Genomic DNA, 22,019 nt, shown 5'->3' on the forward strand with positions numbered 1-22,019 from the left:
CCCGGGGCGTGGGAGGGATGCCCGGCCGGGACGCCGTCCGGCGGGGCACCACGGGGCGCGAGGCGAGGAAGAGGATCACCCCGCCACGGTGGCGCCCGGCATCCGCCGGGGTCCAACACTTTCTCGCTCGCATTCACGCACCTGCGTTGTCAGACTGTGCGGATGCCCCGGGACGCCGACCCCCGCCTGCTGCGCGCCTTCGCCGCCGTCGCCGACGAGTTGCACTTCACCCGCGCCGCGGCCCGGCTCTATGTCGCCCAGCAGGCGCTCAGCCGCGACATCCGGCGGCTGGAAAGGGTGCTCGGCACCGAACTCTTCGTCCGCACCACGCGCAGCGTCGAACTGACGGCCGCGGGGAAGCGCCTGCTGCCGTACGCGCGGCGCGTGCTGGAGGCCCACGACGACCTGATCGCCGCCTGTTCCGAGGCGGAGGCGGACCGGCCGCTGCTCGTCGACATCGGGGAGCGGGTGGCGACGGGCAACCTCGTCCTGGAGGAGGCCCGCCGGATCGCACCGGCCGCCGGCCCGGAGTTCTATGCCTCCTGCCACGCGGGGCTCACCGGCGCCGCGGCCGACCTCCTCGCGGGCCGGCTCGACGTGTCGTTCGGCCGGATCGCCGGCCTCGACCCGGCCGTCCGCGCCCGTCTGGCCCATCTGCCCGTGCGGTACGAGCCGATGGCCGTGGTGCTGCCCGCGGCCCACCGGCTCGCGGCACTGCCCGCGGTGCCGCTCGACGCGCTCGCCGGTGAGACCGTCTACGCGGCGGCGGGCAACGACGCGACCGCCGAGTGGACCGGTCTCGCCGAGCGGCTCTTCGCCGGCCGGGGCATCGCCGTCGCCCCGCCGCTGCCGCCGATCCGGGGCCGGGACGAGTTCACCCGCGTGATGGGCAAACTGGGCTGGCCCGTCCTCGCGACCTCCCAGTTCATCGAGATGCCCGGCACGGTGCTGCGGCCGCTCACGGACCCCGTGCCGCTGTCACCGGTCGCGATGGTGTGGCGCCGTGGAATCCGTCACCCGGGACTGGGTTTTCTGCGGACGGCGGCGGCAGCGCTCGCAGCCGGACACGCGTGGCTCGTCAAGCCCTCCGGATCATGGCTCCCGGACGCGGACGAAGCCGCCATGTCCCGCTGACCGGCCGTCCCCGGGCGGCGGCCCGCACTCACCGCCCGGGGGCGCGGCCGCCGGCGCTCACACGGAGCGTGACCGCCGGGTGAGAGCAAGGTTGCGTGACGGTCACCTGACGCCACGGCCGTGAAACGCGCCGTCCCTAGCGTCGGACGCACGGAGCCGGCTCGAACCGGCCCGGTTCCCGAAACCTGTGGAGGCGTGATGACTGCCGCGACGACCGCGCACAAGGGAGGCCGCTGGATCGAGCGGTGGGATCCCGAGAACGAGGAGTTCTGGGAGGCGGAGGGGAAGCACATCGCCAAACGGAACCTGATCTTCTCGGTGATGTCCGAGCACATCGGCTTCTCGGTGTGGAGCATGTTCTCCGTCCTCGCCCTGTTCATGGGGCCCGAGTACGGCGTCGACCCGGCCGGGAAGTTCTTCCTGGTGGCGGTCGCCAGCCTGGTCGGCGCGACGCTGCGGGTGCCCTACGGCTTCGCGGTCGCCCGGTTCGGCGGCCGCAACTGGACGATCTTCAGCGCGGCGATGCTGCTGGTGCCCACCACCGCGCTGCTGATCGTCATGGAGCCCGGCACCTCGTACTCGACCTTCATGCTGGTCGCGGTGCTCACCGGCGTCGGCGGCGCCAACTTCGCCTCCTCGATGACCAACATCAACAGCTTCTACCCGCTGCGTCTCAAGGGCTGGGCGCTGGGGATGAACGCGGGCGGCGGCAACATCGGCGTCGCCGTGGTCCAGCTCCTGGGCCTGCTGATCATCGCGATCGCCGGCGCGGCCAACCCGCGCGTCCTGCTCGGCGTCTACATTCCGCTGATCATCGCGGCCACCGTGTGCAGCGCGCTCTACATGAACAACCTCGGCCCGGTGAAGAACGACGGCGGAGCGGCCAGGGAAGCCGTCAAGGACCGTCACACCTGGATCATGTCCTTCCTCTACATCGGCACCTTCGGCTCCTTCATCGGCTACAGCTTCGCCTTCGGGCTCGTGCTCACCGCCCAGTTCGGCCGCACGCCCCTGCAGGCCGCCTCGCTGACCTTCATCGGCCCGCTCCTCGGCTCGCTGATCCGCCCGGTCGGCGGGAAGCTGGCGGACCGGCTCGGCGGCGCCCGGGTCACGCTGGTGAACTTCGTGCTGATGACGGCGGCGGTCGGCGTGGTCGTCACCGCCTCGTTCCAGGCGTCGCTGCCCCTGTTCATCGGCGGCTTCATCGTCCTGTTCGTCCTCACCGGCATCGGCAACGGCTCCACCTACAAGATGATCCCGGGCATCTACCGGGCCAAGGCCACGGCCAAGGGCCTCACCGGCGAGGCGGCGGACGTCTACGCCCGGCGGCTGTCCGGTGCCTCCATGTCGCTCATCGGCGCCATCGGGGCGTTCGGCGGCCTCGGCATCAACCTCGCCCTGCGCCAGTCCTTCCTCACCTCGCAGTCCGGCACCACGGCCTTCGTCTTCTTCCTCGGCTACTACGTGGTGTGTTCCGCCGTGACCTGGGCCGTATACCTCCGCAAGCCGGCGGCCGCCGCGGAGCCGGCCGGCCACGCGGAGCGGCCGCAGCGGCAGCCCGTCTACGCCGAGGTGTGAGCCCGGTGCGCGCGGTCCGGCGACAGCCCCGGGCCGCGCGCACCGCCGTCCCCGCGTAACACCGGGGAAATCCCGCCGAACCGACAAGGACACCGGGGCTTGGGAAGATGGGGGTACGGCCCGGCCGCCGCCGCACGCGGACGGACCGGGCGGCGGAGGCCCCGCCCAGGCCGACCGGACCGAGCAGGAACCCCCAGCTGAGCGAGGCAGACCCCATGCAGGACCCGACCCCGCAGCCCTCACCGCCGGCCCCCGGCCGCCCGGGCGGCCCGGAGCCGGACGCCCCCGGGCCCGCCCCCACGGCCGCCGGCGCCGCACCGCCCCGGGGACGGCCCGGCTCCCCGACCGCCCCCGGCTCCCCGACCGCCCCCGGCCCGCTGGCCGGTTTCACCGTCGGCATCACCGCCGCCCGGCGCGCCGAGGAACTGGGCGCGCTGCTGGAGCGCCGGGGCGCCACCGTGCTGCACGCCCCCGCCATCCGCATCGTGCCGCTGCCGGACGACACCGAACTGCTCGCCGCCACCAAGGACCTGATCGCCGACGCCCCGGACATCGTCGTCGCCACCACGGCCATCGGCTTCCGCGGCTGGATCGAGGCCGCCGACGGCTGGGGGCTCGGCGAGGAGCTGACCGCCCGGCTGCGCGGGGTGGAACTCCTCGCCCGCGGGCCCAAGGTGCGCGGCGCCATCCGCGCCGCCGGGCTGACCGAGACCTGGTCGCCGGCCTCGGAGTCGATGGCGGAGGTCCTGGACCGGCTGCTCGCCGAGGGCGTCGCGGACCGCCGGCTGGCCGTACAGCTGCACGGCGAGCCGCTGCCCGGCTTCGTGGAGGCGCTGCGCGAGGCGGGCGCCGAGGTCGTCGGCGTGCCCGTCTACCGCTGGCTCCCGCCGGAGGACATCGGCCCCGTCGACCGGCTGCTGGACGCCACGGTCGCCCGCTCCCTGGACGCCGTCACCTTCACCAGCGCGCCCGCCGCCGCCGGACTGCTCGAACGCGCCCGCGACCGGGGCCTGCTGGAGCCGCTGCTGGAGGCGCTCCGCCACGACGTGCTGGCCGCCTGCGTGGGACCGGTGACGGCGATGCCGCTGCTGGAGCACGGCATCCAGGCCGTGCGCCCGGAACGCTTCCGGCTCGGCCCGCTGGTGCAGCTGCTCTGCCGGGAACTCCCGGCCCGCGCCGGTGTGCTGCCGGTCGCGGGCCACCGGCTCGACATCCGGGGCCACGCCGCCCTGGTCGACGGCGAGCTGCGCGCCGTGCCGCCCGCGGGCATGGCGCTGCTGCGGGCGCTGGCCCGCCGCCCGGGCTGGGTGGTCTCCCGGGCCGAGCTGCTGCGCGCGCTGCCGGGGGCGGGGCGCGACGAGCACGCCGTGGAGACGGCGATGGCGCGGCTCCGTACGGCGCTGGGCACGCCCAAGCTGATCCAGACGGTGGTCAAGCGCGGCTACCGGCTGGCGCTGGACACCGCGTCCGACTCCAAGTACGGCGAGAACGAGGGCCCTTGACCTTCGGGACGGGGCCCTCGGCCTTCGGGACGGCCCGGTGGCGGCGGGCGGCCGCGTTCTAAGCTCGAGCCATGTCGCATCAGCAGCCACCCGCCGGTCCGGCGGACCACCACCAGGGGCAGGGATACGGCCGGGGCCACGTTCCGCCGGTCCCGCCCGCACCCGGGGCCGTGTCGCCGTATCCCGGCGGCCCGGCTCCGTATCCCGGCGGCCCCGCGCCGTATCCGGGGAGCCCGTCCGCCGGGTACGGCCCCGTCACCGGGCCGCCGCCGGGTTATCCGGGGCAGCCGGGTCATCCGGGTCCGGGGCAGCCCGGGTACCAGGGATACCCCGGCCATCCGGCTCAGCCGTACGCCGCCGTACCCGTGCCCGTGACCATGCCCGGCGTGCTCCGCGCCGCCCAGGTGATCCTCTTCGTCGCCATGGGCCTGGCGGTCGTCGGCGTCGTGGTCGTCTCGTCGCTCCGGGGCGCCGAGGCCTCGGGCCGGATGATCGGCTCGATCCTCCCGCTCATCGGCGCCTTCGTCTGTGCGCTCCGCTTCACCAACGGGGGCGGCGGAGTGCGGATCACCGCCATCGTCTTCACGTCGCTGATGATCCTCTTCGGTCTGGGACAGGCCGGGAACGGCGATCCGAGCGGTCTGGGCTGGGCGCTGTTCTTCGCCACGCCCGCGCTGGTGCTGCTCTGCCTGCGGCCCTCCAGCGCCTGGTTCGACCGCCCCCGGCAGTACGGCTGACGAGCGCACGGCGCCGGGGGCGCGGCCGGCCCCGGCGCACCGGTCGCCGGTACCCGCCCCCGCTCCCGTACGGGCCTCCGGAGCGGTCCCGGCCCGCCGCCCGTCCGATGGGTCCCGTCGCACGCCTGTGCTTGCGGGCCCCGGGCGGGCACTCTGGGGGGAGGACATCCCCCCACTGTGCGCACGCGGGCGCACGGCACGCTCCGAAGGAGTGACCGGACCATGGCGGCGGCGGCCTCCGGCGACCCGAGATTCGACACCGGCCGGCTCTGTCTCGATCTGGTGGCCACGGCCGCCGGGCCTCCGCGCGGACCGGGGGAGCGGGTGGAGCCGGCGGAGCGCCTCGACGGGCCCGAACGGCTGGGGGTCTGGCTGGTCCGGTCCGGGCTGGTCCCGCCGGGCACCGCGCTCGCCGCCGACCAGGACTGGCTCGACCGGTTCCGCGAACTCCGCGAGCTCCTCCGCCGCCTGGTCCGCGCCCAGTTGGACGGTGCTCCGGCGGACCCGGCCGAAACCCCCGGCCCCGGCTCCGGCCCCGGCTCCGGCTCCGGCCCCGCCCCCGCCTCTTCCCTCGGCCCGGACCTGGACCGGCTGAACGCCCTCGCCGCCCCCGCGCCCTCCGTCATCAGCGCCGTACCCGGCCGGGACGGCACCCTCGTCCGTGCCCTCGACGGCGGCCCCGGCTGCGCGGCGCTCCTCTCCGATATCGCGCGCGACGCCATACGGCTGCTCACGGACCCCGTGGCCCGGGGCCGGCTGCGGGAGTGCGAGGGCGACTCCTGCTCCCGGGTCTATCTCGACACCTCCCGGGGTCGGCGCCGGCGCTGGTGTTCCAGCGAGATCTGCGGAAACCGGGAGCGGGTCGCCCGCCACCGCCGCCGCTCGACGGCCCGGAGGTCCCGGCCGTCCGCCGCGACCCGGTCCTCCTCCGCACCGGGCGCCACCACCACCGCCGCCACCACCGCCACCGCCACGGCATCCGGACAGAGTTGACCAACTCCCCCCGAAATGCCCGCGCTTCGGCGGTCGTCCTGCCCGCGCCCGCCGCCGGCGAAAGTTTTCCGCCGGGGTTTGAGCAGCCCCGCCGCGGCCTCCGTAACTGTGGGGGAAGCGCAGGCCGGACGGGGGCGGCCGGAGAAAGCGGAAGGCCCGCTCAGCGCTTCGGCGGAGAACTCCCGGGGGGAGAGACGTCACATGCGCACCACAAGTCGCCAGGGGTTGCCGGGGAAAGCCGGGATCGCCGTGCTCGCGCCCAGGGCGACGGGGTGCGACGCGGAACGACAAGGACGGCTATGAAAGCGGCGACATTGGAAGCTCCTCGGACCACTGATCGGTCCCCCACGCAGGTGGTCCGAGGACTGGGCGGGGTCCCGTCGCAGACGAGGGCTGCGGGGCCCCGCCCGACCGACGGGCAGTTCGAGGCAGTTGGCGTAGGCATTTCCCCTGAACAAGCTCTCGACCGGGAGGTCCGGGTGCGCAAGGATGCGGCCGTGTCCCAAGATCGTCCTTCCAGGACCCGGCACCGCGCCGAGCGATCCCGCTCCGATGAGCCGGTGCCCGACGAAGAGCTGATGCGCGTCATCTACCGTGAGCACGCCGGCCCGTTGCTCGCGTATGTCCTCCGGCTGGTGGCGGGCGACCGCCACCGTGCCGAGGACGTCGTCCAGGAGACGCTGGTACGGGCCTGGAAGAATGTGCACCGCCTCAACCGGGCCACGGGTTCGGTGCGGCCCTGGCTGGTCACCGTGGCCAGGCGTATTGTCATCGACGGTCACCGGAGCCGGCAGGCCCGTCCGCAGGAGGTCGATCCGGCTCCTCTGGAAGTCATGCCCGCGGAGGACGAGATAGACAAGGCACTCTGGCTCATGACGCTCTCCGACGCTCTGGGCGACCTCAGCGACGCGCATCGCGAAGTACTTGTCGAGACCTACTTCAAGGGCCGTACCGTGAACGAGGCAGCCGAGACCCTCGGCATACCGAGCGGGACCGTGCGGTCCCGTGTCTTCTACGCGCTGCGCTCCATGAAGCTCGCACTCGAAGAACGAGGAGTTAGGGCATGACAGCGCCGCCCGAGCGCAATTCGGAGCACGAGGCCGTCGGCGCCTACGCCCTGGGCATTCTTGACCCGGGGGAAGCCGAGCGCTTCGAGCTGCACCTGGCGGGGTGCAACTACTGCGCCGCGCAGCTCGACGAGTTCATGGGGATCGAGCCGCTGCTCGCCAGGCTCGCCGAGACGCCGGCCGCCGTCCCCGACCCCGCCGTCCTGCACACCAAGCCGAGCCCCCAGGTCCTGCCGAAGCTGCTCGGCGAGGTCAACGCCCACCGGCGCAAGATCCGCCGGCGCGGCCGCTACATGCTCGCCGCCGCGGCGGCCCTCGTCCTCGGCGGTCCGCCGGTCGCGGTCTGGGCCACGGCGGGCGGTTCCGACGGCGGCTCCGGCAACCCGCCGGTGCAGGCCGTTTCGGCCCAGGCGGCCTGGCAGGCGATGGACACCAAGGTCTCCGGCACCGACCCGGGCAGCAAGGTCTCGGCCACGGTCGCGACCGCGCAGAAGCCGCACGGCACCAACGTCGTTCTGGAACTGAAGAACGTCAAGGGCCCGGAGAAGTGCAGCCTGTTCGTGATCTCCAAGAACGGCAACGAGGAGGTCGTCAGCTCCTGGTCGGTGCCGAAGTGGGGCTACGGCATCCCGGACAGCCCCGACCCCAAGGGGAAGGACCCGCTCTACGTCTACGGCGGTTCCGCCATGTCCGTGAACGAGATCGATCACTTCGAGGTCCGCACCTTCGACGGGGAACGGCTGGTCACGGTCAAGAACTGACCGGCCTCCCCGCGCCACCCCCCACACCCGCCCCCCACCCCGCCCCCACGGCGCCCCCGCCCCCACGGCACCCCCCGCCCCCCGTTTCCCACGGCCCCCCAGCCGTTCCCCTCCCGCTCCCGCTCCCGCCCCGCCCCCGGCGCCCCCCGCCGCCCTCCCCGTCCGCACCCGCGCGGACCACTCGGAGATCCAGGTGCGCGGAGCACCCCCTTCGCGTACGGTTGACGGCTGCCCAGCACGTCAGAAGGGGGCCCGGGTGGCCGCGCACGAAGCCACGGTCGATTCGGTACGGGACCGCGAGACCGGTGTCGAACAGGATCATCTCGACCAGGTGTACCGAAGGCTGGAAGAGAAGATCCACGAAGCCGAGTTCCTGATGGCCGACGCCGCCCGCCGCGGCCAGGTCGGCACCCCCGGCGCACTGGCCGAACGGGACGCCCAGGTCTTCCGCGCCGGCCTCCACCTCAACCGGCTCAACAGCGAGTTCGAGGACTTCCTCTTCGGCCGCATCGACCTGCTGGAGGGCAAGGACGGGGAACGCGGCCCGGACGGCGCCTTCACCTCCGTCGAACCCGCCGACGGCGCCGTGCGCACCGGCGAGGACGGCCGGACGTACGCCGAGATCGCCGAGACCCTCCACATCGGCCGGATCGGCGTCCTGGACGCCGACTACACCCCGCTCGTCATCGACTGGCGGGCCCCCGCGGCCGCCCCCTTCTACCGGGCCACGCCGGTGGACCCCGGCCGGGTGGTGCGCCGCCGGGTGATCCGGAGCAAGGGGCGCAAGGTGCTCGGCGTCGAGGACGACCTGCTCCGCCCGGAGATGACCGCGACCCTCGGCGGCGAGGAGCTGGCGGTGGTGGGCGACGGCGCGCTGATGGCCGCCCTCGGACGGGCCCGCAGCCACACCATGCGGGACATCGTCTCCTCGATCCAGGCCGAGCAGGACAAGGTCATCCGGGCGCCCGCCGCCTCCGTCACCGAGGTCGGCGGCGGCCCCGGCACCGGCAAGACGGCCGTCGCGCTGCACCGCGCCGCGTACCTGCTCTACCAGGACCGCAGACGCTACGCCGGCGGCATCCTCGTGGTCAGCCCCACCCCGCTGCTGGTCGCCTACACCGAGGGCGTGCTGCCGTCGCTGGGCGAGGAGGGCCAGGTGGCGATCCGCGCCCTGGGCTCCCTGGTGGACGGGGCCGAGGCCACGGTCTACGACGAACCGGCCGTCGCCCGCGTCAAGGGCTCGGCGCGGATGCAGGCCGTGCTCCGTCGCGCGGCCCGCGGCGCCCTGGAACCGGTCCGCCCGGATTCGCCTCCCGGCGGTCGCGGGGGCCGCCCGGGCGGCCAGCTGTCGTTCGAGGACCCGGAGGCCGGACCGGACGGCGCGGAACCCGCAAGCCCGCCGTCCGGCCGGCTGCGCGTCGTCGCCTTCGGGGCCCGCGTCGAACTGGGCCCGCAGGAGCTGCGGGAGATCCGGCGCACCGCACTCGGCGCCACCACCCCCGTGAACCTGCTCCGCCCGCGCGCCCGCCGGCTGCTGCTGGACGCGCTGTGGGCGAAGTCCGGCGCCGCCGGGCGGCACAGCGGCGACCCGGAGCTGGCGGCCGAGGCCCGCGAGGCGTTCGACGAGGACATCTCCGGCGAGCCCGGGTTCCACGGCTTCCTCGACGCCTGGTGGCCCGAGCTCACCCCGCGCGGCGTGCTGGCCGCGATGGCCGACGAGCGGCGGCTGGGCCGCTGGGCCCGGCGCGTCCTCCAGCCGGGCGAGGTCCGGCGGCTGGCCCGCTCGCTGAAGCGGCTGGGCCCGGACGGCCGGGGCCCCCTCTCCGTCCACGACGTGGCCCTCCTGGACGAGCTGCAGACGCTGCTGGGCAGCCCGTCCCGGCCGCGGAAGCGCGAGCTGGACCCGCTGGAGCAGCTCACCGGCCTGGAGGAGGTCACCACCTTCGCCGACCGCTCCGCCCGCCGCCGCTCCGACCGGGCCGTGGAGGAGCGCACCGAGTACGCGCACGTCATCGTCGACGAGGCGCAGGACCTCACGCCCATGCAGTGGCGCATGGTGGGCCGCCGCGGCCGGCACGCCACCTGGACGGTCGTCGGCGACCCGGCACAGTCCTCCTGGTCCGACCCGGAGGAGGCGGCCGGGGCGCGGGACGAGGCGCTGGGCAGCCGGCCGCGCCGGCGGTTCACGCTCACCGTCAACTACCGCAATCCGGCGGAGGTCGCCGAGGTGGCGGCGAAGGTGCTGGCGCTGGCGATGCCGGGCATGGAGCCGCCGGAGGCGGTCCGCTCCACCGGTCTCGTACCGCGCTTCGCCGTGGCGGGCGGCGACCTGGGCGCCACCGTCCGCGAGGAGGCGCGGCGGCTGCTGGCGGAGGTGGACGGCACGGTCGGCGTGGTCGTCGCCATGGACCGCCGCGAGGAGGCCCGGGCCTGGCTGGCCGGTCTGGGCGAGCGGGTGGTGGCGCTGGGCAGCCTGGAGGCGAAGGGACTGGAGTACGACGCCACGCTGGTGGTCTCGCCGGCCGGGATCGCCGACGAGTCCCCGGCCGGGCTGCGGGTGCTGTACGTGGCCCTGACCCGGGCCACCCAGCGGCTCACGGTGCTCTCGGCGGAGCGGGACGCTCCGGACACGGACGGAGTCCCCGACCTGCTGCGGGAGTGACCGGGAGTGGCGCGGCGGCCCCGGGGAGGGTGCGCGGGCGGGCGGTGCCGGAGTGCCGCCCGGCGGCCGGGGAGCGGTCCGGGAAAAGCCGTGGCCGGAGGGAATGGCCCGAGCCGGGGGGAGTGTTACCTTGGATGTGGCACCGGCTCGATCCAAGCCCCCGGGCCCAACCATAGTCGCTTCGAGCGACCACTTGCCGCGAGGCGAGCATGGCGGGCCGGTGTCGCACACTTCCGTTCGCAGGGCGTCTCTCCTCCCCGGAGAGGCGCCCTGCGGCGTCCCCGGCGGAAGGCCCGGGCACGGTTCTCCGGCCCGGCCGTCCGGCCGTCCGGACGGCGCGGTACCGGCCGCGGACCCCCGCGCCGACCACATCGTGGAATAATCATTCCAATCCCGTCCTCCAGTTACCGGCTACCGATCGGTAAATGGCACGATCGGGCAGCGCGCCCCCGGCCTTCCGCCCTTCTCCGGCGCGCCAGGCGAAACCGGAACAGCAGAGGAAGTCCGCCATGGCAACGGCGCCCAGCGTCTCCTACTCGATGACGGTCCGGCTGGAGGTTCCCGCGAGCGGGAGCGCCGTCGGCCGGCTCACCACCGCCGTGGAGTCCCACGGCGGATCGGTGATCGGCCTGGACGTCACGGCCTCCGGCCACGAGATGCTGCGCATCGACGTCACCATCGGCGCGACCTCCACCGACCACGCCCAGGAGATCGTCGAGCAGCTCCGGCAGATCGAGGGCGTCACCCTCGGCAAGGTCTCCGACCGTACGTTCCTGATGCACCTCGGCGGCAAGATCGAGATGTCGTCGAAGCACCCCATTCGCAACCGCGACGACCTGTCGATGATCTACACCCCGGGTGTGGCCCGGGTCTGCACGGCCATCGCCGAGAACCCCGAGGACGCCCGCCGCCTCACCAGCAAGCGCAACAGCATCGCCGTCGTCACCGACGGCTCCGCCGTCCTCGGCCTGGGCAACATCGGCCCGATGGCCGCCCTCCCCGTCATGGAGGGCAAGGCGGCCCTCTTCAAGCGCTTCGCGGGCATCGACGCCTGGCCGCTCTGCCTGGACACCCAGGACACCGACACCATCGTCGAGGTCGTCAAGGCCATCGCCCCCGGCTTCGCGGGCATCAACCTGGAGGACATCTCCGCCCCCCGCTGCTTCGAGATCGAGGCCCGGCTCCGCGAGGCCCTGGACATCCCCGTCTTCCACGACGACCAGCACGGCACCGCCATCGTCGTCCTCGCCGCCCTCACCAACGCCCTGCGCGTGGTGGGGAAGCGGATGGGCGACGTCCGGGTGGTGATGTCCGGTGCGGGCGCGGCCGGCACGGCCATCCTCAAGCTGCTCCTCGCCGCCGGGGTGAAGCACGCGGTGGTCGCCGACATCCACGGCGTCGTCCACGCGGGCCGCGAGGACCTGGTCGACGTCGACCCGGACTCCCCGCTCTGCTGGGTCGCGAACAACACCAACCCGGAGGGCGTCACCGGCACCCTGCGGGAGGCGGTCCGCGGCGCGGACGTCTTCATCGGCGTCTCCGCCCCCAACGTGCTGACGGGCGAGGACGTGGCCGCGATGGCCGACGGCGCGATCGTGTTCGCGCTCGCCAACCCCGACCCGGAGGTGGACCCGGCCGTCGCCCGCCGGACCGCGGCCGTGGTCGCCACCGGCCGCAGCGACTTCCCCAACCAGATCAACAACGTGCTGGTCTTCCCGGGTGTCTTCCGCGGTCTCCTGGACGCCCAGTCGCACCGGGTGGACACGGACATGCTGCTGGCCGCCGCCGGAGCCCTCGCCGACGTGGTCGCCGAGGACGAGCTCAACGCGAACTACATCATCCCCAGCGTCTTCAACGACCGGGTCGCCGGCGCCGTCGCGGGAGCCGTCAGCCACGCCGCCAGGACCGTGGGAGCGGCCGGGTCGACTGTGACAGGTGCCACGAAGGGCTAGGGGGCGGCGCGTCGCGGAGCCCCCGGCTCGTACGGCATGCATAGGGTGACGGGCAGCCAAAACTGCCGCAAACGCCCCGAAGCGGCCCTGCCGCGCGCCTCCGGGGCGGAACGCGGAGCACCACCACGGTGGAGCGCCGGCGCTCTCCGTGCGACTTCGCAGGGCGCCGGATTGGCTTTAACGCCGCAGGTACGGGCAGGATGCGTAACCGGGCGCGAGGGTCTGCCAGCAGACCCGGGTCCGGGGACTGTCCGAGGGCCCTGGCAGCATCGGCTTCGATCTCACGCCTCATTGGCACGTAGAACACGGGAGTACATATGAACCGCAGTGAGCTGGTGGCCGCTCTGTCCGAGCGCGCCGAGGTGACCCGCAAGGACGCGGACGCCGTCCTCGCCGCGCTCGCCGAGACCGTCGGCGAGGTCGTGGCCAAGGGCGACGAGAAGGTCACCATCCCCGGCTTCCTGACCTTCGAGCGCACCCACCGTGCCGCTCGCACCGCACGCAACCCGCAGACCGGCGACCCGATCGAGATTCCGGCCGGCTACAGCGTGAAGGTCTCCGCCGGTTCCAAGCTCAAGGAAGCCGCCAAGGGCAAGTAAGGACGGCAGCACGGAGGGCGGCCACCCCGGGAGGGGGAGGCCGCCCTTCGCCATGTCCGGAGCGTCGGGCCCCCGGGGAGGGCGGTGCCGGGGGTGTGCCGGGGTTCAGTGTTTGCGGGCGCCGTTGGGGAGCTCCACGTCCGCGCCCAGCGCCCTCAGCTTCTCCATGCTGTGCCGTCCGGGGGGCCGACCCCCGGGCCCCCAGGGAGGGCGGTGCCGGGGGTGTTCCGGGGTTCAGTGTTTGCGGGCGCCGTTGGGGAGCTCCACGTCCGCGCCCAGCGCCCTCAGCTTCTCCATGAAGTTCTCGTAGCCGCGGTTGATCAGGTCGATGCCGTGCACCCGGGAGGTGCCCTGCGCCGCCAGCGCCGCGATGAGGTACGAGAAGCCGCCCCGGAGGTCCGGGATCACCAGGTCGGAGCCCTGCAGTTTGGTCGGGCCGGAGACGACCGCCGAGTGCAGGAAGTTCCGCTGGCCGAACCGGCAGGCGGAGCCGCCCAGGCACTCCCGGTAGAGCTGGATGTGGGCGCCCATCTGGTTCAGCGCCGAGGTGAAGCCCAGCCGCGACTCGTAGACCGTCTCGTGGACGATGGAGAGCCCGGAGGCCTGCGTCAGCGCGACGACCAGCGGCTGCTGCCAGTCGGTCTGGAAGCCGGGGTGCACGTCCGTCTCCAGCGCGATGGCGTTGAGCGGTCCGCCCGGGTGCCAGAAGCGGATGCCCTCGTCGTCGATCTCGAAGGCGCCGCCGACCTTCCGGTAGGTGTTGAGGAAGGTCATCATCGAGCGCTGCTGGGCGCCGCGCACGTAGATGTTGCCGTCGGTGGCCAGGGCCGCGCTCGCCCAGGAGGCCGCCTCCAGGCGGTCCGGGAGCGCCGCGTGGTTGTAGCCGCCGAGCTTGTCGACACCGGTGATGCGGATCGTCCGGTCGGTGTCCATGGAGATGATGGCGCCCATCTTCTGCAGGACGCAGATGAGGTCCTCGATCTCCGGTTCCACCGCGGCGTTCGACAGTTCGGTGACGCCCTCGGCCAGCACGGCCGTCAGCAGCACCTGCTCCGTCGAGCCGACGGACGGGTAGGGCAGCCGGATCTTGGTGCCGCGCAGCCGCTGCGGGGCCTCCAGGTACTGGCCGTCCGCACGCTTCTCGATCGTCGCGCCGAACTGCCGCAGCACCTGGAAGTGGAAGTCCACCGGCCGGCCGCCGATGTCGCAGCCGCCCAGGCCGGGGATGAAGGCGTGGCCGAGCCGGTGCAGCAGCGGGCCGCAGAAGAGGATCGGGATGCGCGAGGAACCCGCGTGGGCGTCGATGTCGGCGACGTTGGCGCTCTCGACGTGGGACGGGTCGAGGATCAGCTCGCCGGCCTCGCCGGGGCGGACGGTGACACCGTGCAGCTGGAGCAGCCCCCGCACCACTCTGACGTCACGGATGTCCGGGACATTGCGGAGCCGGCTGGGTTCGCTGCCGAGCAGTGCGGCGACCATGGCCTTGGGCACGAGATTCTTCGCGCCGCGGACACGGATCTCGCCCTCCAGCGGGGTTCCGCCGTGGACAAGCAGGACATCGTCGGTGCCGGTCATGGATCTCGCGTTCCTGGAGTGGGACTGGGACCAAACCCACATGGTAAGCGCCATCAGGACCCCCGCCGTAGGGCCGGGAGGGGTAGTGCCAGGTCGTCCGCAGGTCATGGGTTTGTCACAACACGTACCGTGCGTCTACCACGTCTCAGCGTCACGAAACGGGCCGGAGACGGGCCCCCGGTCCCCGGGTGGGGGCGCGCCCCCGCTGCCGCCGTACGCCCCCGCGGAACCCCGTCCCCGTCGCATTGTGGACTCCCCGAGGGGCCCCTCCGTGCGGGATCATGTCGGCATGACGGAGGTGTCCTCGCTCACCGGGCGGCTGCTGGTCGCGACGCCGGCACTGGCCGACCCCAACTTCGACCGTGCGGTGGTGCTGCTCCTCGACCACGACGAGGAGGGCTCGCTCGGCGTGGTCCTCAACCGGCCGACCCCGGTCGACGTCGTCGACATCCTGGAGAACTGGGCGGATCTGGCCGGTGAACCCGGAGTCGTCTTCCAGGGCGGTCCGGTCTCGCTCGACTCCGCGCTCGGCGTCGCCGTGGTGCCCGGCGAGAGCGCGTCGGCGGTCGGCGGCGGGCCGCTGGGCTGGCGGCGGGTGCACGGCGCGATCGGCCTCGTCGACCTGGAGACCCCGCCCGAACTGCTGGCCGCGGCCGTGGGCAGCCTGCGGATCTTCGCCGGATACGCCGGCTGGGGACCGGGCCAGCTGGAGGACGAACTGGCCGAGGGCGCCTGGTACGTCGTGGAGTCCGAACCGGGTGACGTCTCCTCGCCCGCCCCCGAGCGGCTGTGGCGCTCGGTGCTGCGCCGGCAGCGCAGCGGCCTGGCGATGGTCGCCACCTATCCCGACGACCCGACCCTCAACTGAGGGCGCGGGCCGTGCCCGTGACCGCCGGGGCCGCGCGACGCCTCAGGGGGCGGGACGCGTACGGCGCGCGGCGGTCCTCGTACCGGTCCCGGCCGGGCCCCCGCGCCGTTGTCCCGGGGTCCGGCGGCCCGCCGTTTTTCCCGGCGTCGGGCATGGGGCTCTCCGTCCCGCCCCAGTACCCTGGGGACCCATGAGCACTCTTGAGCCCGAGCGCGGGACAGGGACCGGCACCCTTGTAGAGCCGACACCCCAGGTGTCGAACGGCGACGGCGACCACGAGCGCTTCGCCCATTACGTCCAGAAGGACAAGATCATGGCGAGCGCGCTCGACGGCACCCCCGTCGTGGCGCTCTGCGGCAAGGTCTGGGTCCCCGGCCGCGATCCGAAGAAGTACCCGGTCTGCCCCATGTGCAAGGAGATCTACGAATCCATGGGCGCGGGCGGCGACAAGGGCAAGGGCGGCAAGGGCGACGGCAAGTAGCCCGCCGGCCGCCACCACCGGTCCTGCCGCGGCCCGGCGGGCGTGTGCCTCGTGCGCGCCCGCCGGGCCGCACGCGCGTCCGCGGGCGGGCGGGACGGCACGGACAGCACGGAGTGCCGCCCCGGCGCGGCCCGCTCGCTTCCCCGCCGGAGTCCGCCGCCGGTCCCTCGGACGTCCGATCGACCGGCTTGCCCCGATCGTGTGAGCCGCGGGCGAGACGCGAACGTGAGCGGAACGCTCTGGAACGGTTGATCCGATCAAGGCGTTGGCACCGTAAGGTTCCGCGATAAGTGGTAAACCACTCGCGCGGGTGACAGCTCCTGCACGCGGGCCGACGCCTGCCGGAGGCGGGAACCGACCCTTCGCCGCCCCTCGCGCAGCGGGGCCGCGAAGATGTGCCAGAGTTGCCACGTCCGGGCTGTGAGCACGTACCGTACGGCGGAACAGGCGGGACACCGGGAAGGGGCAGCTGGGTTGACCACGCACGCACCGCAGGCGGCGCGAACGGTGATGCTGCCGTCCTCGCTCGACGAGGCCGTGGCGGCGCTCTCCGCCCTGCCGGCCGCCGTGCCCGTCGCGGGCGGCACGGACCTCATGGCCTCGGTCAACTCCGGCCTGCTGCGCCCCGCCGCACTCGTCGGCCTCGGCCGGATCAACGAGACCCGCGGCTGGCAGTACCAGGACGGCCACGCCCTGCTCGGCGCCGGACTCACCCACGCCCGCATGGGCCGCCCCGACTTCGCCGCCCTCATCCCCGCCCTCGCCGCCGCCGCACGCGCCGCCGGCCCGCCGCAGATCCGCAACGCCGGCACCCTCGGCGGCAACATCGTCACCGCCGCGCCCACCGGCGACTCCCTGCCCGTGCTGGCGGCCCTGGAGGCCACCCTGATCATCGCCGGGCCGGAGCACGCCCGCCGCGAGATCCCGGTCAGCCACCTCCTCGCGGGCATGGAGATGCTCCGCCCCGGCGAACTCGTCGGCTGGGTGCGGGTACCGCTGCTGCACGCCCCGCAGACCTTCCTCAAGGCCACCGGCCGCACCGGCCCCGGCCGGGCCACCGCCTCCGTCGCCCTCGTCCTCGACCCCGCCCGCCGCAGCGTCCGCTGCGCCGTCGGCGCCGTCGCGCCCATGCCGCTGCGGCCGCTGGAGGCCGAACGCTGGGTGGCCGGGCTCATCGACTGGGACGGCGAGCGCGGTCTCGCCCCCGAGGCCTGCGCGGCCTTCGGCGAGTACGTCGCGGGCGCCTGCATCCCGGACCCCGCACCGGGCGAGGACGGTTCCGAGGCGCCCGCCCTGCCGCCGGCCGTCCTGCATCTGCGGCGTACGGTGGCCGCACTGGCCCGCCGAGCTCTGGGGAGGGCGCTCGCATGACCAACGACCAGCCGCAGCACCCGCAGGGGCCGTACTCCGACGAGGAGGAGCGGCCGTCGGGAGGCTGGCGGCCGACCGCGCAGAGCGGCGAGTACGACTCCGAGGCCACGGCCTTCGTCCAGCTCCCCGAGGGACTGCTCGACCCGTCCGCCGGCCGCGAGCCACTGGCCGCGCCCGGCCAGGGCTACGCGCCGCCGCCCCTGGAGTCCGCGTACGGCGAGCCGCCGGAGGGCGGCCAGTGGACGATGCCGTACACCGATCCCGGCGGCGGGCAGCAGTACCCGTGGCATCAGCCCCACCAGCAGGCGCAGCAGCAGGGGTTCGGGCAGGAGCACGAGCAGGGCCACGAACAGGGTTATGAGCCGGGCCACGACCAGGGCGGCCACGGGCAGGGCCGGGAGACCGGCCGGCCCGGAGAGCAGGGCCGGGAGACCGGCCGGCCCGGGGAGGGCGCGGGTCACGGCGGCGAGCAGCACACGGGCGCCTGGAGGGTGCCGCCGGCGGCCGACGACGCCCCCGACGAGTCCGGGGAGTATCTGGTCGGCGGTGCCGCGGCGCCCGCGCCCGGACCGTGGAGCGCCACCGGCGCCGCCGCGGGTGACCGGTGGGACCGGGGCGGGGCCCCCGGCGGACAGGACGGGCCCGGCACCGGCGTCCAGCCGGTCCGGGACGACGGCCCGCCGCACCCGCAGCAGTGGGGCGGGGCGCCGGGCGTGCCGCAGGCGCCCGCTCACCGGCACGACCGGCCCGGCAACGCCCCGGCGCCGGGCGACACCTGGTCCGACGCCTGGGAACGGCCCGCGCCCGCGGGCGCCCCCGGCCCCGTCCGGGACACCGACGGCGCCTGGGGAACCCCCGGTGGCGGTACGGCCGGTGGCCCCGGGGAGGGCCCCGGCGCGGACGCCCCCGGAGCGGCCCGGCCCGAGCAGTGGTCCGTGCCCGGCGCGCAGGAGACCGGCCCGGCCGGCGGCCCCGGCCCGTACGGCGGTAACGGCGGTGACGGCCGTGATGGCGGCGACGACCGCGGCGTCCGCGCGGACGCCGGTACAGCTCCCGGCACCCCCGCCCCGTCCGGCGCGGGGGAGAACGCCCCGCCCGCACCTTCCGGCGACTGGCACCCCGGAGCCCCGGACGGCACCCCGGCCGACAGGAACGGCGCGGACCGCACCGGCACCGCCCCCGGACACGGCGAACGGCCCCGGGACGGGGAGCAGACGCCCGGAGAACGGCCCGCGGCCGGGCACCCCTCCGGCGGGGACGGCAGCGACGGCGGCACCGGCACCGCGCCGGACGGCCCCGGCGGCCCGGCCGGTTCCGAGGAGCGGGACGGGTCCGACGCGCCCCCCGAGATCATCCTCGACGCGCACAGCGAACACCCCTACGCCTCCTACGTCCTGCGGGTCAACGGCATAGACCGCCCCGTCACCGACGCCTGGATCGGCGAGTCCCTGCTCTACGTCCTGCGGGAGCGGCTGGGCCTGGCGGGCGCCAAGGACGGCTGCTCGCAGGGCGAGTGCGGCGCCTGCTCCGTCCAGGTCGACGGCCGGCTCGTCGCCTCCTGCCTGGTGCCGGCCGCGACCACCGCCGGCTCGGAGGTCCGTACCGTCGAGGGGCTGGCCGCGGAGGGCACCCCCTCCGACGTCCAGCGGGCCCTCGTCGCCAACGGCGCCGTGCAGTGCGGCTTCTGTGTGCCCGGCCTGGCGATGACCGTGCACGACCTGCTCGAGGGCAACCACGCCCCGTCCGAGCTGGAGACCCGCCAGGCGCTCTGCGGCAACCTCTGCCGCTGCTCCGGCTACCGGGGCGTGCTCAACGCGGTCCGCGAGGTCGTCACCTCCCGCGCGGAGTCGGCGGACGCCGCGGCGCAGTCGGCGGCCGACACCGAGGCCGCGGCGGCGGACGCGGAAGCACGGGCCGCCGGGGGGACCGCCCCGGAGCAGGCCGCCGGAGGATACCCCCAGGACGCCTACCCGGGGCCGTCGTACGCGGCGCAGCCCTACGCCGGGCAGCCCTACGACGAGCAGGCACCCGGCCCGGGCGGCCACGGCAACGGCCACGGCGAGTACGGCAACGGCCGCGGCGAGTACGGCAACGGCACCGGCCACGGTGATTACGGCGACGGCACCGGCCACGTCCCCGCGCAGGCCACGCACGACGGCCCCCGCATCCCCCATCAGCCGGGTCCGCCCGGCAACGGCACCCCCCCGCCCGGAGGCCTCGCGTGACCCCCCCGCGCGCCACCCCCCGTTCCCCCCTCCCCGCGCCCGCGCCCGCCCCCGGGCCCGTCCGCGTCCCCCACCTCCCCACTCTCCCCTGCGGCAGCGGAAAGGCAGCGTGAGATGACCGGTCCCGACGCGGCCACCGCGAACCCGGCGGGCCTGACCGCACCCGCCGGCGGCGGCGCGCTGCCCGCCGAGGAGCCGGCACCGCACGGTCTCGGCTCCTCCCTGCCGCCGCACGACGCCTTTCCGAAGACGGCCGGCACCTTCCCGTACGCGGCGGACCTGTGGGCCGAGGGCCTGCTGTGGGCCGCCGTGCTGCGCTCGCCGCACCCGCACGCCAAGATCCTCTCCATCGACACCTCCGGCGCCACCGAGATGCCCGGCGTGCAGGCCGTCATCACGCACGAGGACGTCCCCGGCGACGCCAACCAGGGCCGCAAGGTGGCCGACCGGCCCGTCTTCGCCAAGGACCTGGTCCGCCACCACGGCGAGCCGATCGCCGCCATCGCCGCCGACCACCCGGACACCGCCCGGCTGGCGGCCGCCGCGATCGCCGTCGAGTACGAGGTGCTCGAACCGGTCACCGACCCCGAGAAGGCGTTCGAGGCCGAACCGCTCCACCCCGACGGCAACCTCATCCGCCACATCCCGCTGCGGTACGGCGACCCGGAGATCGCCGGCGAGGTGATCGTCGAGGGCCTGTACCGGATCGGCCGCCAGGACCCGGCGCCCATCGGCGCGGAAGCCGGACTCGCCGTGCCCCGCCCCGACGGCGGCGTCGAGATCTACACCGCCTCCACCGACCCGCACGCCGACCGCGACCTGGCCGCCGCCTGCTTCGGCCTCCCCCCGGAGCAGGTCAAGGTCGTCGTCACCGGCGTGCCCGGCGCGATGGGCGACCGCGAGGACCCGGGGGTGCAACTGCCGCTCGGGCTGCTGGCGCTGCGCACCGGGCGCCCGGTGAAGATCGCCGTCAACCGCGAGGAGTCCTTCCTCGGCCACGCCCACCGCCACCCCACCCTGCTCCGCTACCGCCACCACGCCGACTCCGAAGGCCGGCTGGTCAAGGTGGAGGCGCAGATCCTGCTGGACGCGGGCGCGTACGCCGAGGCCTCCTCGGAGTCACTGGCCGCCGCGGTCGCCTTCGCCTGCGGCCCGTACGTCGTGCCGCACGCCTTCGTCGAGGGCTGGGCGGTGCGCACCAACAACCCGCCGTCCGGCCATGTCCGGGGCGAGGGCGCCCTGCAGGTGTGCGCCGCGTACGAGGGCCAGATGGACAAACTCGCCGCCAAGCTGGGCCTGGACCCGGCCGAGCTGCGGATGCGCAATGTGATGGCCACCGGCGACCTGCTGCCCACCGGCCAGACGGTGACCTGCCCGGCCCCGGTGGCCGAACTCCTCCAGGCCGTACGGGACGCGCCGCTGCCCGCACTCCCCAAGGACACCCCGGAGGAGGACTGGCTGCTGCCCGGCGGCCCGGAGGGAGCCGGCGAGCCGGGCGCGGTCCGCCGCGGCGTCGGCTACGCCCTGGGCATGGTGCACGTCCTGGGCGCGGAGGGGACGGACGAGGTCTCCACCGCCACGGTCAAGGTCAACGACGGGGTGGCCACGGTCATCTGCGCGGCGGTCGAGACCGGCCAGGGCTTCTCGACGCTGGCCCGCCAGATCGTGCAGGAGACGCTGGGCGTGGAGGACGTGCACGTCGCCTCCGTCGACACCGACCAGCCGCCGGCCGGCCCGGCCGCGCACGGACGCCACACCTGGGTCTCGGGCGGGGCGGTGGAGCGCGCGGCGAAGATGGTCCGCACCCAGCTGCTGCAGCCGCTCGCGCACAAGTTCGGGATGTCCACGGAGCTGCTGTCCATCGCGGACGGCAAGATCACCTCGTACGACGGGGTCCTGAGCACCACCGTCGCGGAGACCCTGGACGGCAAGGAACTGTGGGCGACCGCCCAGTGCCGCCCGCACCCGACCGAACCGCTGGACGAGACGGGCCAGGGCGACGCCTTCGTGGGGCTGGTCTTCTGCGCCGTCCGCGCGGTGGTCGACGTCGACATCGAGCTGGGCTCGGTACGGGTCGTGGAGATGGCCGTGGCGCAGGACGTCGGCCGCGTGCTCAACCCGCGCCAGCTGGCGGCCCGGATCGAGGCCGGGGTCACCCAGGGGGTCGGGGCGGCGCTGATGGAGAACCTGCGCACGTCGAAGGGCGTCGTCCGGCGCCCCAACTTCACCGGATACCCGCTGCCGACCGCGCTGGACGTCCCGGACATCCGCATCGTCAAGCTGGTCGAGGAGCGGGACGTGGTGGCGCCGTTCGGAGCCAAAGCGGCCAGCGCGGTGCCGGTGGTGACATCCCCGGCAGCGGTGGCCTCGGCGGTACGGGCGGCGACGGGCCGCCCCGTCAACCGCCTCCCGATCCGCCCGCAGGCGGCGGTCGCGGTGCCGGACCGGCACTGAGCCCAAAGGCGCAGGCGCGGACGGCCGCGTTCCGCTCCCTTCCCGGGCGGGCGCGGTGGA

Annotated in this window: 16 protein-coding genes; 15 read left to right on the forward strand and 1 reads right to left on the reverse strand. The window is 74.6% G+C overall.

All coding sequences use genetic code 11. From position 1 onward, the window contains the following. Positions 1-162: 162 nt before the first annotated feature. The 10 genes from LIX60_RS19680 (at position 163) to LIX60_RS19725 (ending at position 12,985) form a co-directional block, all read left to right on the forward strand. The gene (locus LIX60_RS19680) at positions 163-1,134 is read left to right on the forward strand and encodes a LysR family transcriptional regulator (RefSeq protein WP_227959645.1); all 972 of its coding nucleotides are present in this window, start codon (positions 163-165) and stop codon (positions 1,132-1,134) included. A 198-nt stretch (positions 1,135-1,332) separates the two neighbouring features. Further along, positions 1,333-2,712: a NarK/NasA family nitrate transporter gene (locus LIX60_RS19685; RefSeq protein WP_227959646.1), complete on the forward strand. Its 1,380-nt coding sequence runs from the start codon at positions 1,333-1,335 to the stop codon at positions 2,710-2,712. 215 nt (positions 2,713-2,927) lie between these two features. Continuing rightward, positions 2,928-4,214, forward strand: a complete 1,287-nt coding sequence (locus LIX60_RS19690; RefSeq protein WP_227959647.1) for a uroporphyrinogen-III synthase — start codon at positions 2,928-2,930, stop codon at positions 4,212-4,214. 365 nt (positions 4,215-4,579) lie between these two features. Then, positions 4,580-4,951, forward strand: a complete 372-nt coding sequence (locus LIX60_RS19695) for a hypothetical protein (RefSeq protein WP_227959648.1) — start codon at positions 4,580-4,582, stop codon at positions 4,949-4,951. Positions 4,952-5,173: 222 nt separating this feature from the next. Further along, on the forward strand, positions 5,174-5,944 hold the full coding sequence (locus LIX60_RS19700) for an ABATE domain-containing protein (RefSeq protein ID WP_227959649.1): 771 nt from the start codon (positions 5,174-5,176) through the stop codon (positions 5,942-5,944). Positions 5,945-6,423: 479 nt separating this feature from the next. Then, entirely contained in the window at positions 6,424-7,011 is a 588-nt protein-coding gene (locus LIX60_RS19705) for a sigma-70 family RNA polymerase sigma factor (RefSeq protein ID WP_030549204.1), read from the forward strand. Next, a complete protein-coding gene (locus LIX60_RS19710) occupies positions 7,008-7,772 on the forward strand; it encodes an anti-sigma factor (RefSeq protein WP_227959650.1) in 765 nt (254 codons plus the stop codon). Before LIX60_RS19705 ends, LIX60_RS19710 begins: the two co-directional genes overlap by 4 nt. Before the next feature lie 256 nt (positions 7,773-8,028). After that, positions 8,029-10,434: a UvrD-helicase domain-containing protein gene (locus tag LIX60_RS19715; protein ID WP_227959651.1), complete on the forward strand. Its 2,406-nt coding sequence runs from the start codon at positions 8,029-8,031 to the stop codon at positions 10,432-10,434. Between the two features lie 509 nt (positions 10,435-10,943). Further along, on the forward strand, positions 10,944-12,386 hold the full coding sequence (locus LIX60_RS19720; protein WP_227959652.1) for an NAD-dependent malic enzyme: 1,443 nt from the start codon (positions 10,944-10,946) through the stop codon (positions 12,384-12,386). 317 nt (positions 12,387-12,703) lie between these two features. Beyond that, entirely contained in the window at positions 12,704-12,985 is a 282-nt protein-coding gene (locus tag LIX60_RS19725; protein WP_019711607.1) for an HU family DNA-binding protein, read from the forward strand. Between the two features lie 234 nt (positions 12,986-13,219). Here the strand turns inward: LIX60_RS19725 and murA are convergent, their stop codons facing one another. Continuing rightward, positions 13,220-14,560, reverse strand: coding sequence for a UDP-N-acetylglucosamine 1-carboxyvinyltransferase (gene murA / locus LIX60_RS19730; RefSeq protein WP_019711606.1), 1,341 nt, complete (start codon positions 14,558-14,560; stop codon positions 13,220-13,222). A 289-nt stretch (positions 14,561-14,849) separates the two neighbouring features. Between murA and LIX60_RS19735 the strand changes: the two genes are divergently transcribed. The 5 genes from LIX60_RS19735 (at position 14,850) to LIX60_RS19755 (ending at position 21,959) form a co-directional block, all read left to right on the forward strand. After that, positions 14,850-15,428 carry a YqgE/AlgH family protein gene (locus LIX60_RS19735; RefSeq protein ID WP_019711605.1) on the forward strand — a complete coding sequence of 193 codons (579 nt, stop codon included), beginning with the start codon at positions 14,850-14,852 and terminating at the stop codon, positions 15,426-15,428. Positions 15,429-15,618: 190 nt separating this feature from the next. After that, positions 15,619-15,909, forward strand: coding sequence for a DUF3039 domain-containing protein (locus LIX60_RS19740; protein WP_078650063.1), 291 nt, complete (start codon positions 15,619-15,621; stop codon positions 15,907-15,909). Between the two features lie 474 nt (positions 15,910-16,383). Further along, the gene (locus LIX60_RS19745) at positions 16,384-17,280 is read left to right on the forward strand and encodes a xanthine dehydrogenase family protein subunit M (RefSeq protein WP_227959653.1); all 897 of its coding nucleotides are present in this window, start codon (positions 16,384-16,386) and stop codon (positions 17,278-17,280) included. Then, positions 17,277-19,505, forward strand: coding sequence for a 2Fe-2S iron-sulfur cluster-binding protein (locus LIX60_RS19750; protein ID WP_227959654.1), 2,229 nt, complete (start codon positions 17,277-17,279; stop codon positions 19,503-19,505). The genes LIX60_RS19745 and LIX60_RS19750 overlap by 4 nt, the downstream gene beginning before the upstream one ends. 114 nt (positions 19,506-19,619) lie before the next feature. Further along, entirely contained in the window at positions 19,620-21,959 is a 2,340-nt protein-coding gene (locus tag LIX60_RS19755) for a xanthine dehydrogenase family protein molybdopterin-binding subunit (protein ID WP_227959655.1), read from the forward strand. The last annotated feature ends 60 nt before the right edge of the window (positions 21,960-22,019 follow it).

This window comes from Streptomyces sp. S07_1.15, from assembly GCF_020739505.1.
Classification (GTDB): Bacteria; Actinomycetota; Actinomycetes; order Streptomycetales; family Streptomycetaceae; genus Streptomyces; species Streptomyces xinghaiensis.